Origin of the sequence: Variovorax sp. UC74_104 (assembly GCF_044055375.1) — a bacterium.
Taxonomy (GTDB): Bacteria; Pseudomonadota; Gammaproteobacteria; order Burkholderiales; family Burkholderiaceae_C; genus Variovorax.
Genome location: NZ_CP171978.1, coordinates 6,366,346 through 6,385,415 on the forward strand (window position 1 = coordinate 6,366,346; position 19,070 = coordinate 6,385,415).

Annotated in this window: 15 protein-coding genes and 2 pseudogenes; 6 read left to right on the top strand and 11 right to left on the bottom strand. The window is 69.3% G+C overall.

The annotated features are described in order from the left end of the window. Positions 1-1,629, top strand: coding sequence for a peptide chain release factor 3 (locus ACHMXA_RS30125; RefSeq protein ID WP_395317480.1), 1,629 nt, complete (start codon positions 1-3; stop codon positions 1,627-1,629). Between the two features lie 45 nt (positions 1,630-1,674). Then, on the top strand, positions 1,675-2,127 hold the full coding sequence (locus ACHMXA_RS30130) for a hypothetical protein (RefSeq protein WP_395317481.1): 453 nt from the start codon (positions 1,675-1,677) through the stop codon (positions 2,125-2,127). A gap of 24 nt (positions 2,128-2,151) precedes the next feature. On the opposite strand, the gene ACHMXA_RS30135 is transcribed toward ACHMXA_RS30130, so the two are convergent. Genes ACHMXA_RS30135 through ACHMXA_RS30145 form a run of 3 tightly spaced genes read right to left on the bottom strand, consistent with a single transcriptional unit; the run spans position 2,152 to position 4,813 of the window. Beyond that, entirely contained in the window at positions 2,152-2,955 is an 804-nt protein-coding gene (locus ACHMXA_RS30135; RefSeq protein ID WP_395317482.1) for an ABC transporter permease, read from the bottom strand. Positions 2,956-2,969: 14 nt separating this feature from the next. Beyond that, on the bottom strand, positions 2,970-3,821 hold the full coding sequence (locus tag ACHMXA_RS30140) for an ABC transporter permease (RefSeq protein WP_395317483.1): 852 nt from the start codon (positions 3,819-3,821) through the stop codon (positions 2,970-2,972). After that, entirely contained in the window at positions 3,818-4,813 is a 996-nt protein-coding gene (locus ACHMXA_RS30145) for an ATP-binding cassette domain-containing protein (RefSeq protein ID WP_395317484.1), read from the bottom strand. The genes ACHMXA_RS30140 and ACHMXA_RS30145 overlap by 4 nt, the downstream gene beginning before the upstream one ends. Positions 4,814-4,908: 95 nt before the next feature. Here ACHMXA_RS30145 and ACHMXA_RS30150 point away from each other — a divergent pair, with 95 nt between their 5' ends. Then, positions 4,909-5,739, top strand: a complete 831-nt coding sequence (locus tag ACHMXA_RS30150; RefSeq protein WP_395317485.1) for an HAD-IIB family hydrolase — start codon at positions 4,909-4,911, stop codon at positions 5,737-5,739. A 122-nt stretch (positions 5,740-5,861) separates the two neighbouring features. Here the strand turns inward: ACHMXA_RS30150 and ACHMXA_RS30155 are convergent, their stop codons facing one another. Next, positions 5,862-7,127, bottom strand: a complete 1,266-nt coding sequence (locus tag ACHMXA_RS30155) for an MFS transporter (protein WP_395317486.1) — start codon at positions 7,125-7,127, stop codon at positions 5,862-5,864. Between the two features lie 89 nt (positions 7,128-7,216). On the opposite strand from ACHMXA_RS30155, the gene ACHMXA_RS30160 reads away from it, so the two are divergent. Beyond that, on the top strand, positions 7,217-7,786 hold the full coding sequence (locus ACHMXA_RS30160) for a TetR/AcrR family transcriptional regulator (protein WP_395317487.1): 570 nt from the start codon (positions 7,217-7,219) through the stop codon (positions 7,784-7,786). Here the strand turns inward: ACHMXA_RS30160 and ACHMXA_RS30165 are convergent. The 6 genes and pseudogenes from ACHMXA_RS30165 to ACHMXA_RS30190 form a co-directional block, all read right to left on the bottom strand. Further along, positions 7,773-8,759 (bottom strand): tripartite tricarboxylate transporter substrate binding protein, encoded by a 987-nt coding sequence (locus ACHMXA_RS30165; RefSeq protein ID WP_395317488.1) that lies wholly within the window; start codon positions 8,757-8,759, stop codon positions 7,773-7,775. The genes ACHMXA_RS30160 and ACHMXA_RS30165 overlap by 14 nt on opposite strands. Before the next feature lie 132 nt (positions 8,760-8,891). Beyond that, positions 8,892-9,935: a histone deacetylase family protein gene (locus tag ACHMXA_RS30170; RefSeq protein WP_395317489.1), complete on the bottom strand. Its 1,044-nt coding sequence runs from the start codon at positions 9,933-9,935 to the stop codon at positions 8,892-8,894. A 39-nt stretch (positions 9,936-9,974) separates the two neighbouring features. Beyond that, positions 9,975-11,024, bottom strand: a complete 1,050-nt coding sequence (locus ACHMXA_RS30175; protein WP_395317490.1) for an ornithine cyclodeaminase — start codon at positions 11,022-11,024, stop codon at positions 9,975-9,977. Positions 11,025-11,169: 145 nt separating this feature from the next. Next, entirely contained in the window at positions 11,170-11,490 is a 321-nt protein-coding gene (locus ACHMXA_RS30180) for a M20/M25/M40 family metallo-hydrolase (protein ID WP_395321422.1), read from the bottom strand. Continuing rightward, positions 11,444-12,394: pseudogene (locus ACHMXA_RS30185) on the bottom strand (amidohydrolase); the annotation flags it as partial. The gene ACHMXA_RS30180 and the pseudogene ACHMXA_RS30185, both read right to left, overlap by 47 nt. Next, positions 12,391-13,377, bottom strand: coding sequence for a Bug family tripartite tricarboxylate transporter substrate binding protein (locus ACHMXA_RS30190; protein ID WP_395317491.1), 987 nt, complete (start codon positions 13,375-13,377; stop codon positions 12,391-12,393). The gene ACHMXA_RS30190 and the pseudogene ACHMXA_RS30185, both read right to left, overlap by 4 nt. A 122-nt stretch (positions 13,378-13,499) precedes the next feature. Between ACHMXA_RS30190 and ACHMXA_RS30195 the strand changes: the two are divergent. Further along, positions 13,500-14,192: pseudogene (locus ACHMXA_RS30195) on the top strand (LysR family transcriptional regulator); the annotation flags it as partial. Continuing rightward, positions 14,125-14,454 carry a hypothetical protein gene (locus ACHMXA_RS30200; RefSeq protein WP_395321431.1) on the top strand — a complete coding sequence of 110 codons (330 nt, stop codon included), beginning with the start codon at positions 14,125-14,127 and terminating at the stop codon, positions 14,452-14,454. The pseudogene ACHMXA_RS30195 and the gene ACHMXA_RS30200, both read left to right, overlap by 68 nt. A gap of 10 nt (positions 14,455-14,464) precedes the next feature. Here the strand turns inward: ACHMXA_RS30200 and ACHMXA_RS30205 are convergent, their stop codons facing one another. Further along, positions 14,465-18,949, bottom strand: coding sequence for an excinuclease ABC subunit A (locus ACHMXA_RS30205; RefSeq protein WP_395317492.1), 4,485 nt, complete (start codon positions 18,947-18,949; stop codon positions 14,465-14,467). Positions 18,950-19,070 lie beyond the last annotated feature (121 nt).

Sequence of the window (19,070 nt, forward strand, 5' to 3'; positions counted from 1 at the left end):
TTGTCTTTCGTAGCCGAAACCCGCCGCCGCCGCACCTTCGCGATCATTTCCCACCCTGACGCCGGCAAGACCACGCTGACCGAAAAGCTGCTGCTTTTCTCCGGCGCGATCCAGATCGCCGGCTCGGTGAAGGCGCGCAAGGCCTCGCGCCATGCCACCTCCGACTGGATGGAGATCGAGAAGCAGCGCGGCATCTCGGTGGCCTCGTCGGTGATGCAGATGGTCTACCGCGACCACGTCATCAACCTGCTCGACACACCCGGCCACAAGGACTTCTCCGAAGACACCTACCGCGTGCTCACCGCCGTCGACTCGGCGCTGATGGTGATCGACGCGGCCAACGGCGTGGAAGCGCAGACGCGGCGGCTGATCGAGGTCTGCCGCCAGCGCGACACGCCCATCATCACCTTCGTCAACAAGATGGACCGCGAAGTGCGCGAGCCGCTGGACATCCTCGACGAGGTGGAACGCGAGCTCGGCATGCCCTGCGTGCCCATGACCTGGCCGGTGGGCCAGGGCAAGAGCTTCCGCGGGATCATGAACCTGCGCACGCAGGCGATGACCGTGTTCGAGTCGGGCAGCGAGCGCCTGCCGCAGGATTTCGAGACCATTCCGCTTTCCGAGCGCGACACGCTGGTCAAGCGCTTCGGCGCCGACTTCGAGACCGCCATGGAAAGCATGGAGCTCGCCACCGGCGCGTCGCCCGCCTGGGACCGCGAGGCCTTCCTGGCCGGCAAGCAGACGCCCGTGTTCTTCGGCTCCGGCGTGAACAACTTCGGCGTGATGGAAGTGCTCGACGCGCTGGTCGACCTGGCGCCCTCGCCGCGCTCGCGCGTCAGCACCACGCTGGTCAACCGCCAGCCGGTGACCAAGGAGATCCAGCCCGAGGACAAGGACTTCGCGGGCGTGGTCTTCAAGGTGCAGGCCAACATGGACGCCAACCACCGCGACCGCATCGCCTTCGTGCGCATGGCCTCGGGCAAGTACACGCCGGGCATGAAGCTGAAGGTGCAGCGCACCGCGAAAGAACTGCGACCCACCAGCGTCGTGACCTTCATGAGCCAGCGCCGCGAGGCGGTGGAAGAGGCCTACGCGGGCGACATCGTGGGCTTCACCACCCATGGCGGCGTGCAGCTGGGCGACACCATCACCGACGGCGCAAGCCTGCAGTTCACCGGCCTGCCCTTCTTCGCGCCCGAGCTCTTCATGACCGTGATCCTGAAGAACCCGCTGCGCACCAAGCAGCTGCAGCAGGGCCTGGCCCAGCTCGGCGAGGAAGGCGCGATCCAGGTCTTCCGCCCCGAGATCGGCGGCCCGATGCTGCTGGGCGCGGTCGGCCAGCTGCAGTTCGAAGTGGTGCAGCACCGCCTGAAGACCGAATACGACGCCGACGTGCGGCTCGAAGGCTGCCAGTACACCGGCGCACGCTGGATCACGGCCGACACGCCGGCCGAGCTGCGCGAGTTCGTGAACGCCTACCCGCAGCGCATGGCGAAGGACGCGGCGGATACGCTGGCCTTCCTGTGCACGTCGCCTTACGACGTGCGGCTGGCGCAGGAGCGGTTTCCGAAGATCCACTTCCATCCGCTGCGCGAGCATGCGGGGTTGGCGCTGCAGAGCGCGGGGTAGCGCGTGCAAGGCACCTTCTGGTCACGTCTTTGTTTGACGGCAGCAATGACTTTGCCGACCGCATGGGCACAAGGTCCCGTCGAGCACGATCAAAAGCCGCGGCAACTCGCCACGCAGATCGCAGCGATAGAGGCGAACGCCAAGCTTGTTCAAGAACGGATTGGCGTGACCTCGGGCGTTGACTTCAATTTCACGCCGGAGTCCGTGAAATGGCTCGATGGCTTCATCGAGCGCACGCGCACCGGCGTGACGAACCCCGCAGGGCTCACGCAGGTTCTAGGCTCCTATTTCGGCGAGGCCATTCGAAAACAATACAACTGCACATGGATGCTGGGTGGATCGCTCGAATGCGAAGCCGGGTTCTTCGTGCACCCCTTCAACAAGGTTGCCAAGCAGCTTGCCAACGGCAGCGAGGACTCCATTTACTCGCTCTATGAAAACATCCCAGTGCTACTCGCGAAGCACCGGGATGAGAGTGCCGCGACGAAGAAGCAATAAGCCCGTTCTCCGGCTCTCTTCAACTCAACTGCCCGTCGACGCATAGCGGCGCAACCCGACGCGCCACACCCCGAACGCCGCCGCCAGGAACACGAATCCCGCGAGCGGCGACACCAGGCCCACCCACGCCGGAGCCCCCAACGGGTCGGCCTTCCCCAGGATCGCCAGCACCGGGTAGTACGCCACGCAGGCCAGCGGCACGATGAAGGTCAGCACGCGCCGGAACCAGCGCGCATAGAGCGCCAGCGGGTACTGCGCGGCCTGCACGCCGCCATAGGTCAGCACGTTCGCGATCTCGAGGCTCTCGACGGTCCAGAAGGCCAGGGTGCCCTGCAGCACCAGGATGCCGAGGAACAGCGCCACGCCGCCCGCGATGGCGAGCAGCGCGATGGCGATGGCGCCCGGCGTCCACGCGATGCCCGTCTGCTGCGTCGCGAAAGCCACCATCGCCAGCCCCTGCAGCAGCCGGCCCAGTCGGCTGATGCGGAAGTCGTTGCCCATCAGCTGCAGCGCGAGCGGACGCGGGCGCAGCAGCAGGCGGTCGAAGGCGCCGGTGCGCAAAAACTCGGTGCCGAGCACGTCGAAGCCGCGGCCCAGCGCATCGGCCAGCGCGAACATGCAGTTCACCAGGCCGTAGAACAGGGCCACCTCGCCGATGCGCCAGCCCTGCACGTCGCCGAAGCGGTGGAACAGCGCCCACACGGCGATCACCTCGATACCAGTGCCGAGGAACTGGCCGACGGTCAGCATCAGCGCCGAGGCGGGGTAGCGCGCCTGGCCGCCGAGGGAAGCGCCCACCAGCCGGAAGAAGAGCGGAATCGATCCCATCGCCCTCACCACCTTCATCCGCCCTGCACCTGCAGGCCGCGCATGGTACGGCTCATCGCCATGTGTCCCAGCGCCACGAGCACCGCGATCCAGAAGGCCTGCAGACCGAGTCCTCCCACGGCCTGCCAGCCCTGCAGCTGCCCGAAGTAGAGCCGCGCTGGAATGTCCATCAGCCCGGCCAGCGGCTGCAGCAGCAGCGCGGTCTGCCAAGCGTCGGGCAGCATCGCGAGCGGCAGCAGGTTGCCAGAGAACACGATGACCACCGGCGTGGCGACCGCGCTGATGCCGCGTTCGTTGAGCGCGGCGGTGGCGGCCACGTTCAGCAGCATCACCATCGACGTCGACAGCAGCAGCGCGAGCACGGCCGAGAGCACGAAGGCGAGCCCCGCGGCAACGCCCGCCGGAAGCTGCCAGGCCCACTCGCCCAGGCCGAGCAGCGGCAGCGCGACCATCGCGAAGGCCGCCATCAGCGCCACGCGCGGCAGCACGCGGGCGGCGATCCAGCCGGCGCTGCGCGCGAACCACAGCGCGTAGGCGTCGACGGGCCGCAGCCGGTCGTAGGCGACGGCACCGGTGCGCACCGCCTGTGCCACTTCCGGGTCGCCCAGCCAGGGCAGCAGCACGAGCAGCCCCTGCGCGAGCCAGGTGTAGGTGATGGCCTGGGCGAGCGACATCGACGTGCTCGCCCCCGTCGTGGCCGCGTGGCCGTAGAAGGCCGCGAACACCATCACCTTGATGCCGCCCCACCAGCACTGCGTGGCGAAGCCGGCGAGCGCGGCGGTGCGGTACTGCAGCATCTGCTGGAAGCGCGATGCGAAGGCAGCGATGTAGGGCCGCGCAAGGTCGTGCGTGCGCATCGCCGTCATGCTTCGGCTGCTCCGTGCATGGCGTAGAAGCGCGCGATGACGGCCTCGATCGCCAGGCCTTCGAGACGGATGTCCTCCACCGCATGCGCGGCGGCGATGCGCGCGATCAGCGCGGGCGCCGCAGTGCGGGCCGGGTCGAAGTCGAGCACCAGCGTCTGGCCGTCGCGTGAATGCACCCGCGCGCCTTCCACCTGCGCGGGCAGTTCGGCGCCTTGCGCGAAATCGACGACGAGGCGGCGCTCGGCCATCACCTGCGCACGCAGGGCCTCGACCGGGCTGTCGGCCAGCACGCGGCCGTGGCCGATGATGATCACGCGGCGGGCCAGCGCCTCGATGTCGTGCATGTCGTGCGTGGTCAGCAGCACCGTGGTGCCGCGCTCGCGGTTGGCGCGGCGCACGAAGTCGCGCACCGCCAGCTTCGAGGGCGCGTCGAGGCCGATGGTGGGTTCGTCGAGAAAGAGAATATCGGGCTCGTGCAGCAGCGCCGCCGCGATCTCTGCGCGCATGCGCTGGCCCAGCGAGAGCTGCCGCACCGGCTGCGCGAGCACGCGCTCCAGGTTCAGCAGCGCCACGAGTTCGTCGCGCGTGCGGCGATAGCGTGCCGGGTCCACGCGGTAGATGTCGCGCAGCAGGTCGAAGCCGTCGCCCACGGGCAGGTCCCACCACAGCTGCGTGCGCTGGCCGAAGACCACGCCGATGCGCGCCACGTGGCGCTCGCGGTCGGCGAAGGGGTCTCGCCCGTCGATCTCCACGCGCCCGCAGTCGGGCCGCAGGATGCCCGAGAGAATCTTGATGGTGGTCGACTTGCCCGCGCCATTCGGCCCGATGAAGCCCAGCAGCTCGCCGCGCTCCAGCGCGAACGACACGCCCGACAGCGCCTCCACCGTGCGGTGGCGGCGCCGCACGAGGCCGCGCAGCGCGCCGATCACGCCAGGGTCGCGTTCGGAAATGCGGTAGGTCTTGCGAAGGTCGTCGACGAGGATGTGGGGCATGGAGGGCGCCGCACCGGCCTCGATGGCACGGCGGGGGCGGGATGCTACACGAAAGCACCGGTACGATCACCGCTCCCTTTCGCATTCTTTCCGCCATGCCTTCGCAGCCGCCTTCCCTGCCCTCCTCGCCTCATCATCTGCTGCCGCTGGCCGACTGGCCCGAGACTGCGCGCGCCGGGCTCATCGGCGTGTTCACCGACATCGACGACACACTCACGCACGAAGGCGCCATCACGCCCGACGCGTTGCAGGCACTGGGCGATCTCAAGGCCGCGGGCCTCTCGGTGGTGGCGATCACGGGCCGGCCAGTCGGCTGGAGCCTGCCCTTCGTCAACGCCTGGCCGGTCGATGCCATCGTGGCCGAGAACGGCGCGGTCGCGCTGCTGCCTTCGGCCGATGGCAAGGTCGAGAAGCGCTACCAGCAGGACGAGCCCACCCGCGCGGCCAACTTCGCGCGCATGCAGGCGGTGCTGGAGCGCATCGAGCGCGAGCTGCCGGGCGTGGGCCGCGCCACCGACTCGCCGGGGCGCGAGACCGACATCGCCATCGACCACAGCGAGTTCGTGCAATTGAGCGACGCCACCATCGCGCAGGTGGTGGCGCTGATGCGCGGCGAGGGCATGCACGCCACCGTGAGCAGCATCCACGTCAACGGCTGGTACGGCGACAACGACAAGCTCGAAGGCGCGCGATGGATCGTGCGCGAGCTGTGGGGCCGCCGGCTCGACGACGAGATGGACCGCTGGGCCTACGTGGGCGATTCCACCAACGACCAGCTGATGTTCCGCAGCTTCGCGCACAGCATCGGCGTGGCGAACGTCGCGCGCTTCGTGCCGCAGCTCGAGCACCTGCCGCGCTACGTGACGCAGGCCGAGCGCGGGACCGGCTTCGCCGAGGCGGCGCGCGCGATTCTCTCGGCGCGCTGAGGCCTGCTCAAGGGCGAGCGGCGGCTGAAGATGGAGTGCCGGTAGCGTCGTCGTTGGTGATTGGGGCTTCGAGCCAGAAGCCCCAGGCCCGACCATTGCCTGACCCGAACCGATCCCGCCGCTCACTCGCTCACAGGCAGCTCGCGCCGCATCCGACGCAGCAAGGCCCACTGGCTCCAGGTGCCGAAGGCCGCAATCAGCAGCAGCGCCCCTGCATAGCCTTCGGCCGTGTTCAGCAATCCCAGCGGCGCCACCAGGAAGCCCGCGAGCATCGCAGGCAGGCTGAACGCGAGGTAGCTCACCACGAAGATCGCCGCGAACAGCTCGCCGCGCTCGTGCGATTGCGCCATCGGCGCCAGCGTCTGCACCAGCGCCGAGAACGCGCCGCCGAAGCCGATGCCCGCCACCGCCGTGCCGATGAAGAAGAGCGCGAGCGAGCGCGTCGCGAGCGCAGCCAGCAGCAGCACCAGCCCGAGCGCGATGCTGGCCATGCCGGCGATGGCCGGGCGCGGTGCCGTAAGCCGGCCGAGCAGCGTCGGCGCGATGGCTCCCATGCCCGAGAGCACCGCCACGGTCAGGCCGTTGACCACGCCGTTGTCGATGCCGAACACGTGCAGCATCAGCGAAGGCGCCAGCGACAGGTACAGCCCGCCGAGCGCCCACACCACGACGAACACCGGCAGCCCGCGCGCGAACTCGGCGCGGGCCTTGGCGGGAATGGACACGCGCGGCACCAGCGAGGCCAGCGCGCCGGCGCGCGGCGTGACCGTCTCGGGCATCCACAGCACCACGGCCGCGCCCAGCGCGAACACGGCGGCCAGCACGCCGAACACCAGCATCACCGGCTGCACCGAGAACTTCACCGCCACGCCCGTCAGCAGCGCGCCCAGCGCAAGGCCCGCGAGCGGCGACACGCTCGTGATCAGCGCGCCCAACCGCTTGCGCGAAGCCGGCGCGGCCTCGACCACCGCCGCGCTCAGCGCGCCGCTCGCCACGCCCGTAGCGATGCCCTGCACCACCCGCGCGACGATCAGCCCGCCGATGCCGTTCGCGAGCAGGAAGAGCCCCATCGCCACCGCCTGCAGCACCAGCGCCGCCAGCACCACCGGGCGCCGCCCGATGTGGTCCGACAGCGAGCCCGCCACCAGCAGCGAGACCAACAGCGCGATCGCGTAGACCGCGAAGGCCACCGTGAGCAGCGAGGACGAGAAGTGCCAGGCGTGCTGGAACACCACGAAGAGCGGCGAAGGCGCGGCCGCCGCGAAGAAGAAGGCGAACAGCACCGCCGCCAGCAGCGGAAAGGCTGCGCGCTGAGGCAGACGCCACGGCCTGGAGCGGGCAGCGATCTCGGCGGTGGCGGAAGCGAGTTCGGGGCAGGAGGACGGCATGACGAATCCTTAACGCAACTTTTTTTGCTTTTGTGATTCTAGACTGTGAATCCACTAAAGCAAATATCTTTGCGTTAAAGTTCACAGCCATGACCGACACCGCCCTCCCCAACAAGCGCCCCGGCGGCCGCAGCGCCCAGGTGCAAGCGCTCGTGCGCACCGCCCTCGAGGAACTCGTGGCCGAACAGGGACGGGAGCGCGTCACAGTGCCCGCCGTGGCCGAGCGAGCGGGCGTCAGCGCATCGAGCATTTACCGCCGCTGGGGCGACCTGCAGGGCCTGCTGGCCGAAACCGCCACCCACCGGCTCGACCCGAACCGCCCGCTGCCGAACACCGGCGCCCTGCGCGCCGACCTCGAAGCCTGGGCGCGCGAACTCATCGAGCACCTGTCCAGGCCCTGCAACACCTCGCTGCTGAAAGCCGCGGCCGCGCTGGCCAACGGCAACTCCGACACAGACTGCCTGCGCAACCGCCGCAGGGAAGCGCTGACGCTGGTCGCGCAGGCCCGCGCCCGCGGCGAGCCCGCGCCCGAGCCGCAGCAGGTGATCGATCACCTGATCGCGCCTATCGTGTTCCGGCTGGTGTTCGGCGGAGATGGGGTGCAGCCGGAACTGGCGGGCCGGCTGGTGGACGAGTTGTTCGTCCTCAGTTCGTCTTGACTTCCTTCGCCAACCCCAGCTTCTCGATGATCGCCTTCTCCTTCACCACCGTCTCCTGCGCGAACTTGGTGTAGGTGGCCGAGCTCATGTAGTTCGGCAGCATGTCGTAGCGGCCGAGCGAGGCCACATAGCTCGGCTCTTCCATCGCCTGCTTGAAGGCGTCGTGCAGCTTCTTCACCACCTCGGGCGGCGTGCCCTTGGGAGCGCCGATGCCGAAAGGCGAGTTCTGCACCACGTCGTAGCCCAGTTCCTTCAGCGTGGGGGCGTCGGGGAACTTGGCCAGGCGCTTCTCGCCCCAGGTGTTGAGCACGCGCAGCTTGCCGGCCTCGACCTGCGGCGCGAAGCCGGTGCTGTCGGCCGCGGCCATCAGCTGGCCGCTGACCACTGCGAGCATCAGGTCGGCGCTGCCCTTGTAGGGCACGTGCTGCAGCTGGATGCCGGCCTTCTGCGCGACGATCTCGGTGGTCAGGTGCGGGCTGGTCAGCGTGCCGGTGGAGCCGTAGGTGAGCTTGCCGGGGTTGGCCTTGGCGTAGGCGACGAAGTCGGCCCAGGTCTTGAAGGGGCTGTCGGCCGGCACGACGATGCCGAAGGCGTAGCCGGTGACGTTGATGACGTAGGTGATGTCCTTGAGCGGATCCCAGTTGATCTTGGTGGTGTAGCCCAGTCGAAACACGCCCAGCGGGATCTGCGCGACGGTGTAGCCGTCGGGCTGCGCGGTCTGCAGCGCCTGCGCGGGCAGCGTGCCGCCGGCGCCGGGCTTGTTGTCGATGATCACCGGCTGGCCGAGGATCTTGCTCGCGTTCTCGGCGAGCTGGCGCATGGTGATGTCGGTGGGGCCACCCGCCGGAAAGGCGATCACCAGCTTGACGGGCTTGGCGGGAAAGGCCTGCGCGAACGCTGCCATCGGAAGGGCGAGGCCGCCGGCTGCGGCGATGGCGGCGGCGGTACGGAGAAAGGTGGAGCGGCGGAGCATGGCTGACTGGATCCTGACGAGAGAAAAGCGCCGATTGGGCCCCGCCGCATCGGCGAAGGCAATCGGGGCTGCCCTGATTTCCGTGGGAAACCGGGGCGAATTCCGGCGTTCGAGTCGCCTGCGCGTCAGCTGCTAGGCCTGCGCGAAGCCTTCGATCACGTTCACCGCGTTGACGCCCACCTCTGCCACCGCGTAGCCGCCCTCGAAGACGAACACCGTCGGCAGCCCGACGCGCGCGAGGTCTTCGCCCATGCGCAGGTAGTCGTCGCTCTTCAGCTTGAAGCCCGAGATCGGGTCGCCCTCGAAGGTGTCGACGCCGAGCGAGACCACCAGCGCGCCGGCCTTCACTTCGGCAATGCGTGCCAGCGCGGTCTTCAGCGCCGCGCGCCATGCCGTGAAGTCCGTGCCGCGCGGCAGCGGCAGGTTGTGGTTGAAGCCCTCGCCGCGTCCGGCGCCGCGCTCGTCGGCATGGCCCAGGTAGTAGGGGTAGTCGGTCAGCGGATCGCCGTGCAGGCTCGCGAAATGCACGTCGTCGCGCTCGTGGAAGATGGCCTGCGTGCCGTTGCCGTGGTGATAGTCGACGTCGAGCACGGCGACGCGTTCGACGCCCGCGTCGCGCAGGGCCTGTGCCGCCACGGCGGCGTTGTTCAGGAAGCAGTAGCCGCCGAAGAAATCGGCGCCCGCGTGGTGACCCGGCGGGCGCGTGAGCGCGAAAGCGGCGCGCTCGCCGCCGATGACGCGCTGCGCCGCGGTCCACGCGCAGGCCGCACCGTGGCGTGCGGCCGCCCAGCTGCCGGCCATCAGCGGCGTGCCCGCGTCGAAGGAGAAGAGGCCCAGGCGCGCCGGAAAGCTCTTCGGCAGCACGTCGCTGCGCATGCCGCGCGTGGGCCAGTACGAGGGCAGTGCATCGCGCGTCGCGTTGGACGGGTCGAGCGCCACCCACTCGTCCCACGCATGCGCGATGAAGTCCAGGTAGCGCGGCGCGTGCACCTTGGCCAGCAGCGCCTCGTCGAAGGCTTCATCGGGCGCCTGCAGCGGCCCGATGCGCCTGCGCTCCAGCTCGTGCCTCACATGGTCGACTCGGGCGGGCACCTCGAAGCACGGCACGAGCTCGCCGCGGAACATCTCGACTTTGCCCTGATGGAGAACGTGCTGGTCGTTGTAGATGGTGAGCATGAAGATGGAAGGCCGGTGCGGCTGTGGCGAAGCCGCCCATCATGCCGCACGCCGCAGCACCGCCCGGCGCCTTCCGGAGGCCGTGAGCCCGAACAGGTCCTTCGGATCGTCGAGCTCGGGCACCAGCGCGATCTGCCGGCCGATGCCGCGCTCGGTGGCGATGCGCTGGATGTAGCGCAGCGCCGTGTAGTCCTCCAGCGCGAAGCCCACCGAGTCGAACAGCGTGACCTGCGCAGCGCTCTCGCGCCCGGGCACCTCGCCGAGCAGCACGCGCCAGAGCTCCTGCACCGGGAAGTCGGCAGCCACCTGCTGGATCTCGCCCTCCACGCGGGTCTGCGGCTCGTACTCGACGAACACGCGCGCCTTGCCGAGCACGCCGGGATGCAGCTCGGTCTTGCCGGGCGAATCGCCGCCCACCGCGTTGATGTGCATGCCCGGCTCGATCATGTCGGGCGTGAGCACCGTCGCGCGCCCCTGGTAGGCGGTGACGGTGGTGACGACGTCGGCGCCGCGCACCGCCTCGGCCACCGAGCGGGCACGCACGATCTCCAGCGGCGTGCAGGCCGCGAGATGGCGCACCAGCTTGTCGGTGGCATGCGAGTCGATGTCGTACACCCGCACTTCCTCGATGCCCAGCAGCGCATGGAAGGCCAGCGCCTGGAACTCGCTCTGCGAGCCGTTGCCGATCAGCGCGAGGCTGCGCGAATCGGGCCGCGCCAGCGCCTTCGCGGCCATGGCGGAGGTGGCGGCCGTGCGCAGCGCGGTGGTGAGCGTGAGTTCGGAAAGCAGCACGGGGTAGCCCGTGTCGACCTCGGCCAGAACGCCGAAGGCCATGACGGTCGGCAGCCCGACCGATGTGTTGTGCGGATGCCCGTTGACGTACTTGAAGGCGTAGGCGCCGTCGTCGGCCACCGGCATCAGCTCGATCACGCCGAGGTGCGAATGGCTGGCCACGCGCGCCTTCTTGTCGAACTCGCGCCACCGCATGAAGTCGTCGCGCAGCGCGTCGGACAGCGCGGTGAGGAACTGCGGGACACCGGTCTCGTCCACCAGGCGGACCAGGCTGTGAACATCGATGAAGCGGGTCATGACATGGCTCCTTGCGTAGCCCCGCCGCGGCGCTTCATCCCATCACATGTTTACTCCACCATGGCTGATTCAGGATGCGCCTGCGCCAAGGGTTGAGAGCCATTGTGCGCCGCTTTGCATGACCTTGGCGATACCCTCGAAAGGCCTATGCGTTCAGGTGGAAAGGCGCGTTCGCGAACAGTTGCACACCGTGCAGCAGCGCGTCTTCGTCGAAGTCGAAATGCGGATGGTGGTGCGGATGCACGATGCCCTTGGCGGCACTGCGCGCCCCGATGAACACGTAGACGCCCGGCGCATGCTTCAGGAAGGCGCTGAAGTCCTCGCTGTTCGGCAGGGGGGCGGATAGGCTGCAACGCTGCCGTCGCAATGCCCTGCTCCACCACCGCGCGCATCCGCTCGGCCACGGCCGGATCGTTGACCACCGGGCTGTAGCCGCGGATGTAGTCCAGGTCGCAGGAAGCCCCATGCGCCCCGGCGACGCCGTTGGCGATACGCTCCACCAGAGCCGGCACCAACTCGCGCACCCGCTCGTTGAAGCAGCGCACCGAGCCCCACAGTTCCACCGTATCGGGAATCACGTTGAAGGCGGTGCCGCCGTCGAAGCGCGTGACCGAGAGAATCACCGCCTCGTGCGGATCGGCGTTGCGCGAGACCACGGCCTGCAGGTTGCAGACGATCTGCGCGCCGATCATGATCGGGTCGATGGAGCGGTCGGGGTTGGCCGCATGGCCGCCGCGGCCGCGCACGCGCAGCACGAAGCGGTCGGAACTGGCCAGCGCCGGGCCGTCGAGCACGGCGATGCTGCCCGTGTCCAGCGTGGACAAGACATGCGCCGAGATCACCTGGTCGACGCCCTTCATCACACCCGCGTCCACCATCTGCTGGGCGCCGCCCGGATGCTGCTCCTCGGCATGCTGGAAGAAGAAGCGCACCTCGCCCGGCACCTGGCTGCGCAGGCCGGCGAGGATGCGCGCCGAGCCAAGCAGCATCGCCGCGTGGCCGTCATGGCCGCAGGCGTGCATGACGTTGGGATTGCCCGATGCGTAGTCGCAACTCTTCTGGTCCTGCAGGGGCAGCGCATCGATGTCCGCGCGCATCGCCAGCGTGCGCCCTTTCCTGCCGCCCGCCAGCCGCGCCAGCAGGCTGGTCGGCGTGGGCCGGCTCACTTCCAGCCCATCGATGGCGGCAAGTTCGCGCTCGAGAAAGTTGGCGGTGTCCACTTCCTTGAACGACAGCTCGGGGTGGCGGTGCATGTGGCGGCGCCACGCGACCACTTCGGCATGCTCGCGCCGCGATTGCGCATCGATGCTTTCGGCAATGCCGGCGAGCGAGAAACGCGTGCTGAATATGTTCATGGTGTTGTCGCTCATTCGGGGTTGATGCCCGCGGCCTGGACGATGCGCCGGTTGCGCGCCAGCCCGCTCTCGATCTTCGCGCGGAAGGCCTCGGCAGAACCTGCGGCCGCGTCCGCACCCAGTTCCTTCAGGCGTGCGACCAGCGCCGGGTCGCGCAGCGCGGCCACGGCCGCGTCGTGCAGCTTTTTCTGGATGGCGGGCGGCGTCTTCGCCGGTGCGACCAGGCCGAACCACGTCATGGAGAGCTCGTTGAGATCCGGCTGGCCGAGCTCCTTAAGCGTAGGCACGGAAGGCAGCGCCTCCAGCCGCTTCGGCGCACCCACGGCGAAAGGCAACAGCTTGCCGCTCTTGATGTGCGCGGCCGACGAAGGGTATTGGTCGATCGACACCTCGGTCTCGCCCGACAGCGCCGCCGTCAGGGCCGGCCCCATGCCGCGATACGGTACGTGGCGCAGCTTGAACCTGAGATCGGTATTCATCGCCTCGATCAGCAGGTGGCTGATGGAGCCGGTGCCCGCCGAGCCGATGTTGTAGAAGTCCGGCTTGGCGCGCACCTCGGCCACCACCTGCTCGAAACTGCGTCCTGTGAACGACGGATGCACCATGAACACCGTCGGCACGGTCGCCAGCATGGTGATCGGCGCCAGGTCCTTCAGCGGATCGACGCGGTTCGCCTTCAGCAGGATCGGGTTCACCGTCAGCGTGCTCGCGGTGCCGATGCCCACGGTGTAGCCGTCCGCTTCGGCGCGGGCCACGGCTTCGGAGCCGATCATGCCGCCGCCGCCCGTGCGGTTGTCCACAACCACCGGCTGGCCCAGCGTGGCCTGCATCCTGTCGGCCACCAGGCGAGCCACGATGTCGGTCGAGCCGCCGGGCGCGAACGGCACGATCAACTTGACCGGACGCTGCGGGTAGCTGTCCTGCGCGAGAGCCGGAAGCGCCAAAAGGCCCGGCAAGGCTGCCGAGATGGCGGCAAGCCGGCGACGTGTGAACTGCATGGGGTCGGTGATCCGTGTAAGCCGAAAGTGGCCGGATTATGTTGACGCCATCGATCGGCTTCCAATAGATTGATGGCCATTCCGATAAGCAAATCCAATACCCCACGAAGCCCGCGATGTCCATGGTGACGCCCTCCTCTTCCGTCCTCTACGCCCGACTGGTCGCGAAAGGACGCCTGCGCCACCTGCAGCTGCTGGTGTCCGTCGCCGATTCGGGCAGCGTGCGGCGCGCGGCCGAACAGATCGGCATGAGCCAGCCCGCCGCAACACAGGCCCTGGCCGACATCGAAAGCCTGCTCGGCACGCCGTTGTTCGAGCGACACGTGCGCGGCATGCGGCTCACGGCGGCAGGAAGCGCAGTGGCTCCGATGGCGCGCAACACGCTGAGCGCGCTGCGGGCCTCGGCCGACACGGTGCACGCGCTGCAGGCGGGCGCGGGCGGCGTGCTGCGCTTGGGTGCGATCACGGCCGGGGTCGCCGGCCTGCTGTGCCGGATGCTGCCGTCGTTCGCGGCGCGCCACCCGACATTGCACATCGAAGTGCTGGAGGCGCCCGGCGACCAGCTGCTGGCCGACGTGATGTCCGGCCGCGTGGACATGGCGCTGTGCCGCCGGCCGCACGAGCTGCCCGCACCCTGCACCTTCGAGCAGTTCGCGCCCGACGTCCCCTGGATCGTCGCGGGCCGCCGCCATCCGCTCGTGCGCAAGACCCAGCCGACGCTGGCCGACTTGCGTGCCGGCGCGGTGGATGCTGCCGGTCCAGGGCATCGGCATACGCAGCGTGTTCGATGCACTGTTCGACGCACCCGACGCGCCGAAACCCGAGCTTCATCCGGTCTCCAGCACCTCGCTGCCGCTGGTGCTCGAGCTGCTGCGCAGCGACAGCGTGCTGACGCTGGTGCCCCGCAGCGTCATCGGGCCCTTCGTGCAGTGGGGACTGGTCGCGCGCGTGGCCTACGAGTTCGGCGGCGAGCTCGAAGGCATCGGCGCACTGTTGGGCGCGGACAGCGACAGGCCGGCCGTGGCCGCCTGCCTGGAGGCATTGCGCGAGGCCGTCCGCTCGGAAGCCGCCGCCTGAGCGGCAACGCTCAGCGCGCCAGCACCGGCTTCAGCGCCACGCCCGTGTGCGTGCCCAGCCGCACCACTTCTTCCGGCGGCGCCGCCGCGACCACGCGCCCGCCGGCACCGCCGCCCTCGGGGCCGAGGTCGAGGATCCAGTCGGCCTCGGCGATCAGGTCGAGGTCGTGCTCGATCACCACCACGCTGTGGCCGCCGTTCACCAGCCGGTGCAGCACGTGGATCAGCTTCTCGACGTCGGCCATGTGCAGGCCCACGGTCGGCTCGTCGAGCACGTACAGCGTGTGCGGCGCCTTCTGGCCGCGGCGGGTGATGTCGTCGCGCACCTTGCTCAGTTCGGTCACCAGCTTGATACGCTGCGCCTCGCCGCCCGAGAGCGTGGGCGAGGGCTGCCCCAGCGTGAGATAGCCCAGCCCCACGTCCTTGAGCAGCTGCAGCGGGTGGCTGATGTTGGGCATGCTCGCGAAGAACTCCACGGCCTCGTCGACTTCCATCTTCAGCACGTCGCCGATGCTCTTGCCGCGCCAGCTCACGGCCAGCGTCTCGGGGTTGAAGCGCGCGCCGTGGCACACCTCGCAGGGCACCTTCACGTCGGGCAGGAAGCTCATCTCGATGGTGCGCACGCCCGCGCCCTCGCAGCCCGGGCAGCGGCCTTCGCCGGTGTTGAAGCTGAAGCGCGCCGGGCCGTAGCCGCGCGCCTTGGCCTCCAGCGTGTCGGCGAAGAGCTTGCGGATGGTGTCCCAGAAGCCGATGTAGGTGGCCGGGCAGCTGCGCGGCGTCTTGCCGATGGGCGTCTGGTCGACCTCGAGCACGCGGTCGATGGTCTCGTAGCCCTCGACCTTGCGGCAGCCCGCCCACGCCGGGCGCTTGCCTGCAGCGTCGGCGTCGCGGCCCGCCTTGGTCGAGCGCTGCGCCACGATGGCCTGCACGTTGGCCAGCAGCACGTCGCGCGCGAGCGTGGACTTGCCCGAGCCGCTGACGCCGGTGACCACCACCAGGCGCTGCAGCGGCAGCGTGGCGGTCACGTCCTGCAGGTTGTGCAGGCTGGCGCCGTGCACGGTGAGCCATTCGCCGCTCTTCTCGGCCTTCGGATCGGGCGACGGCACCTGACGGCGCGCGTGCAGCGGGTGCCGGATGGCGTCGCGCAGGTAGCGGCCGGTCTGCGAATCGTCGGCCTTCTGGATGTCGGCCACCGTGCCCTCGGCCACCAGGCGGCCGCCGCGCTTGCCGGCGCTCGGGCCGATGTCGATGATGTGGTCGGCGCGGCGGATGGTGTCCTCGTCGTGCTCCACCACCACCAGCGTGTTGCCCTTGTCGCCGAGCTTGTGCAGCGCGTCGAGCAGGATCTGGTTGTCGCGCGCGTGCAGGCCGATGGTCGGCTCGTCGAGCACGTAGCACACGCCCTGCAGGTTGCTGCCGAGCTGCGCCGCCAGACGAATGCGCTGCGCCTCGCCGCCCGAAAGCGTAGGCGCGCCGCGGTCCAGCGTGAGGTAGCCCAGGCCCACTTCCTCCAGGAATTCGAGCCGGCTGCGGATCTCGGGCACCAGGTCGCGCGCGATCTCGGCTTCGCGGCCGCTGAGCGCGAGGCCTTCGAACCACTGGCGCACCTCGGTCACGCTCATGCGCGCGAGCTCGGTGATGCCGATGCCGCCCGAGCCGTCGGCCGCGGTGCCGAAGCCCACGGCACGCGCCGTGGCGTTCAGGCGCGTGCCCTCGCAGGTGGGGCAGGCCACGTCGGCCAGGTCTTCCACCTCGGGTTCGGCGAAGGTCTGCTCGCGGCCCTTGTTGTCATCGGCCAGCACGGAGTCGTCGAACACCTTGCGCTGGTCCTTGCTGAGCTTGACGCCGGTGCCCACGCAGTCGGGGCACCAGCCGTGCTTGCTGTTGTAGCTGAACAGGCGCGGATCGAGTTCGGCGTAGCTGGTGCTGCACACCGGGCAGGCGCGCAGCGTGGAGAACACGTTCACGCGGCCGATGCCTGCGGTGGACACGCCCGCCATCATCGCGGCGCGCAGTCCGTCGAGATCGCTGAGCACATGCACCACGCCCTTGCCGTGCTCGAGCGCCTTGGCAAGCGCCTCGCGCAGCTCGTTCTCCTTCGAGGGCAGCACGTCGAGGCTGGCCACGGGCAGCTCGATGCTGTGCTCCTTGAAGCGGTCGATGCGCGGGAAGCCGGTGGTCGGCAGGAACTCGCCGTCCACGCGCAGGTGCGTGAAGCCGCGCGGGCGCGCCCAGTCGGCCAGCTCGGTGTAGACGCCCTTGCGGTTGGTCACCAGCGGTGCGAGCAGGCCGATGTGCTGGCCCTTGAAGTTGCGCATCAGCTGCGCGGCGATGCTGTCGGGCGTCTGCGGCTGCACGGCCGCGCCGTCGTGGATGCAGTGCTGGATGCCCAGCTTCACGTACAGCAGGCGCAGGAAGTGCCACACCTCGGTGGTGGTGCCCACCGTGCTCTTGCGGCCGCCGCGCGACAGGCGCTGCTCGATGGCCACCGTCGGCGGAATGCCGTACACCGCGTCCACCTCGGGCCGGCCCGCCGGCTGCACGATGCTGCGCGCATAGGCGTTGAGCGATTCGAGGTACCGGCGCTGGCCCTCGTTGAAGAGGATGTCGAAGGCCAGCGTCGACTTGCCCGATCCGCTCACGCCCGTCACCACGCTGAACTTGCCGCGCGGGATGTCGACGCTCAGGTTCTTCAGGTTGTGCTCGCGCGCGTTGACGATCTGCACCGCATCGGCGCCCGGCGCCTTCTGTGCGTTGGCGATGTAGCGGCGCGCGGCGCGCTCGGCCACCTTGTAGGCCTCGGGGCCGATGGCGAGTTCGTAGTCGGCCAGCGCGGCGCCGGTGAGCGAGGCGCGGTTCTCGCGCAGTTGCTCGGGCGTGCCCTCGGCCACCACCTGGCCGCCGCCCTCGCCGCCTTCGGGGCCGAGGTCGATGAGCCAGTCGCTCGCGCGGATCACGTCGAGGTTGTGCTCGATCACGATCAGCGAATGACCGGCATCGAGCAGCTTGCGCAGCGCGCGCATCAGCCGCGCGATGTCGTCGAAGTGCAGGCCGGTGGTGGGCTCGTCGAACAAAAATAGCGTGCCCTTGCGCGCGACCGACTGCTTGCTGGCGGTGGCGTTCTTCGCGGCCTCGGCCAGGAAGCCCGCGAGCTTCAGCCGCTGCGCTTCGCCGCCGCTGAGCGTGGGCACCGGCTGGCCGAGCTTGACGTAGTCGAGGCCCACGTCGGAGATCGGCTGCAGCACGCGCAGCACGTCGCGGTCGGCCTCGAACACAGCCGCGGCCTCGGCCACGGTGAGTTCGAGCACGTCGGCCACGTTGTAGCTTCTGCCCTTGCGCTCCACGCGCACTTCGAGGATCTCGGGGCGGTAGCGCTTGCCGTCGCAGTCGGGGCAGCGCAGGTACACGTCGGACAGGAACTGCATCTCGACGTGCTCGAAGCCCGAGCCGCCGCAGGTCGGGCAGCGCCCGTCGCCCGAGTTGAAGCTGAACTTGCTCGCGGTGTAGCCGCGCTGGCGCGACAGCGCCGCGGTGGCAAAGATCTCGCGGATGGCGTCCCAGGCGCCCACGTAGCTCGCGGGGTTGGAGCGCGCGGTCTTGCCGATGGGCGACTGGTCGACGAACACCACGTCGCTCAGGTGGTCGGCGCCGAGCAGGCGGTCGTGCGCGCCGGGCGTTTCGGTGGCCTTGCCGAAGTGGCGCATGAGCGCGGGCGCCAGCACGTCCTGGATCAGCGTCGACTTGCCCGAGCCGCTCACGCCGGTCACGCACACCAGGCGCGCCAGCGGGAACTCGACCGTCACGTTCTTCAGGTTGTGCTCGCGCACGCCCTCGAGGATGAGCCGGTGCGTGTTCTCGCTCACCAGCCGCTTGAAGCCCATGCCGATCTTCTTGCGCCCGCCCAGGTACTGGCCTGTGAGCGTGTCGGCATCGCGCAGCTGGTCGGTGGTGCCGTCGAACACCACCTGCCCGCCCCGCGCGCCGGGGCCCGGGCCCATGTCGATCACGCGGTCGGCGGCCAGCATCACGGCCGGGTCGTGCTCGACCACCACCAGCGTGTTGCCCGCGTCGCGCAGGCGCAGCATGGCCTCGGTGATGCGGTTCATGTCGCGCGGATGCAGGCCGATGCTGGGCTCGTCGAGCACGAAGAGCGTGTTGACCAGCGAGGTGCCGAGTGCGGTGGTGAGGTTGATGCGCTGCACCTCGCCGCCGCTGAGCGTGCGGCTCTGGCGGTCGAGCGTGAGGTAGCCGATGCCGACGTCGTGGAGGTAGCGCAGGCGGGTGGTGATTTCCTCGAACAGCAGCTTCAGCGCCTGGAGCTCGCCTTCGCTGGCCGGCTGGCCGTTGCCGTGGTGCTCGATGCGGTCGAACAGCTGCCGCAGCCGTTCGATGGGCAGCAGCATCAGGTCGTGCAGGCACAGGCCGGGCAGCGCCTCGAGCTGGGCGCGCGTCCATTTCACGCCCTGGGGCATGAAGCGCTTTTCGGGCGGCAGCACCGCGTCGGCGTCTTCCTTGCTGCCGATGCGCCACAGCAGGCTCTTCGAGCTTCAGGCGCGCGCCGCTGCAGGTGGGGCACGGCGTGTAGCTGCGGTATTTGGACAAGAGCACGCGGATGTG

What these genes read in the sequence shown, in the direction of transcription:
- ACHMXA_RS30130 (WP_395317481.1), top strand. Translation starts at nt 1,675, where the DNA reads ATGACTTTGCCGACCGCATGGGCACAAGGTCCCGTCGAGCACGATCAA.
- ACHMXA_RS30200 (WP_395321431.1), top strand. Translation starts at nt 14,125, where the DNA reads ATGCTGCCGGTCCAGGGCATCGGCATACGCAGCGTGTTCGATGCACTG.
- ACHMXA_RS30190 (WP_395317491.1), bottom strand. Translation starts at nt 13,377, where the DNA reads ATGCAGTTCACACGTCGCCGGCTTGCCGCCATCTCGGCAGCCTTGCCG.
- ACHMXA_RS30150 (WP_395317485.1), top strand. Translation starts at nt 4,909, where the DNA reads ATGCCTTCGCAGCCGCCTTCCCTGCCCTCCTCGCCTCATCATCTGCTG.
- ACHMXA_RS30175 (WP_395317490.1), bottom strand. Translation starts at nt 11,024, where the DNA reads ATGACCCGCTTCATCGATGTTCACAGCCTGGTCCGCCTGGTGGACGAG.
- ACHMXA_RS30145 (WP_395317484.1), bottom strand. Translation starts at nt 4,813, where the DNA reads ATGCCCCACATCCTCGTCGACGACCTTCGCAAGACCTACCGCATTTCC.
- ACHMXA_RS30170 (WP_395317489.1), bottom strand. Translation starts at nt 9,935, where the DNA reads ATGCTCACCATCTACAACGACCAGCACGTTCTCCATCAGGGCAAAGTC.
- ACHMXA_RS30135 (WP_395317482.1), bottom strand. Translation starts at nt 2,955, where the DNA reads ATGGGATCGATTCCGCTCTTCTTCCGGCTGGTGGGCGCTTCCCTCGGC.
- ACHMXA_RS30165 (WP_395317488.1), bottom strand. Translation starts at nt 8,759, where the DNA reads ATGCTCCGCCGCTCCACCTTTCTCCGTACCGCCGCCGCCATCGCCGCA.
- ACHMXA_RS30140 (WP_395317483.1), bottom strand. Translation starts at nt 3,821, where the DNA reads ATGACGGCGATGCGCACGCACGACCTTGCGCGGCCCTACATCGCTGCC.
- ACHMXA_RS30155 (WP_395317486.1), bottom strand. Translation starts at nt 7,127, where the DNA reads ATGCCGTCCTCCTGCCCCGAACTCGCTTCCGCCACCGCCGAGATCGCT.
- ACHMXA_RS30160 (WP_395317487.1), top strand. Translation starts at nt 7,217, where the DNA reads ATGACCGACACCGCCCTCCCCAACAAGCGCCCCGGCGGCCGCAGCGCC.
- ACHMXA_RS30180 (WP_395321422.1), bottom strand. Translation starts at nt 11,490, where the DNA reads ATGGGGCTTCCTGCGACCTGGACTACATCCGCGGCTACAGCCCGGTGG.